We start from the raw sequence: 1,011 nt of genomic DNA, 5'->3' as shown, positions 1-1,011 counted from the left end.
AAGAAAAGGCCGAGGCGGATCGTCAGCGTGAAGCCCAGCGCAAGGCGGAGCGGGAAAAGAAAGAGATTGCCGCGCAGATCAAGCAGATGATTGAGCAAAGCCGGCTGGATCGTAACAACGGCGAGGTGGCGTTCCAGTTCGTGCAGAACAAGAAGATCAAGAAAGCCTATGTCACCGGCAAACAGCAGAAGCAGCTGGAACGCGGCCAGGTCGCCATTGTCGCTCTGGGTGAGAGCTTCGAGCTGGTGCCCACGGTGGTGGCGGAGAAAATTCGCCAACGGGATGAAGCGGCTGTGCTGTTGCTCAATGAACGCGGCAATGAAGCCGTGGATGAGGACGATCCCTACAAGGACTTCCCGATTCCTGACGACCTTATGTGGTAAGTGCTGCTACGAAGCTGCTGTAGGAGTTCCCTTCCAGGGGACGAACCTCGCACAGCGAGGCCATCGCCCGCAGGGCGATCAGGAAAACCAGAACGTAGCCGCTTGCGCAAAACGCTCATGTGAAGCGTGGTGCACTCTTCAACCAAACAGGCCAAACCCATGACCGTATCCCCCAAACTCGGCACTCGCCATTCCCTGGAAATTCTCAAGGTCATTCGCAATGGCTTGCTGCTGGATGGCGGCGACCTGGGTGAGGTGCTATTGCCGTCCCGGGAAGTGGAAGGCCAGACGCTGGGCCCCGGTGACAGTGTCATGGTTACGCTTTACAGCGATGGTGAAGGTCGGCCCATGGCCAGCCTGCGTACCCCGCGTGTGCAGCTTGGTCAGGTGGCTTCATTGAAGGTAGTGTCCACCAGCAAGGTGGGGGCGTTTGTGGATTGGGGCATGCCCAAGGACTTGCTGCTGCCGTTTGCCGAGCAGAAAGGGCCGGTGCGCGAAGAGAGCTGGGTGTTGGTGATGCTGACCACGGACCGGGAAGGGCGGCTGATGGTCAGTGCCCAGCTGGACCGTTTTCTGTCCGATACCTGTCAGGCGTATCAGCAGGGGGATGAGGTGTCGCTGGTGGCAG

The 1,011-nt window shown here is 59.1% G+C and carries 2 protein-coding genes; both read left to right on the top strand.

The window, feature by feature from the left end:
• Window positions 1–383, top strand: a 383-nt coding sequence (locus tag A3730_RS05775) for a DUF2058 domain-containing protein (RefSeq protein WP_063537688.1), incomplete at its 5' end; no start/stop codon positions are given.
• Between the two features lie 159 nt (window positions 384–542).
• Window positions 543–1,011: S1-like domain-containing RNA-binding protein (locus tag A3730_RS05770; RefSeq protein ID WP_231883859.1), on the top strand; the 469-nt coding region annotated here is incomplete at its 3' end.

It is taken from the genome of Alcanivorax sp. HI0044 (assembly GCF_001634945.1).
Note: the sequence above shows the minus strand (reverse complement) of the source record. Positions and strands in the feature narration are given on the sequence as shown.